Genomic DNA, 255 nt, shown 5'->3' with positions numbered 1-255 from the left:
CGCGTACCTTTGACCTCGAAAGAACTGTTCGAGGATGTTGTTGGTACGCTGAGGATATAGAGTGATTGGCCCATCGGAGGTCGTCACCGTAAGGGGGTCGGCAAAGAGCTTGTCGCCGTACTTGTCGATCTGTTCAGCCATCTTGAGGCACAGGTGGTCTGATGCCAGTTCGGGATCTTGATCGAGCTCCCGGGGAAACGCCTCTACACCTTGACGGATGGTGGACATCGCCTCGTCTGAACCCTCGTCGTTGAG

1 pseudogene is annotated in these 255 nt (G+C 55.7%); it reads right to left on the bottom strand.

From position 1 onward, the window contains the following. A pseudogene (locus MWC30_RS22320) lies at positions 1–255 on the bottom strand (transposase); the annotation flags it as partial.

It is taken from the genome of Desulforhabdus sp. TSK, assembly GCF_022836495.1.
Classification (GTDB): Bacteria; Desulfobacterota; Syntrophobacteria; order Syntrophobacterales; family Syntrophobacteraceae; genus Desulforhabdus.
This window is presented reverse-complemented; position numbering and strand designations above follow the sequence as displayed.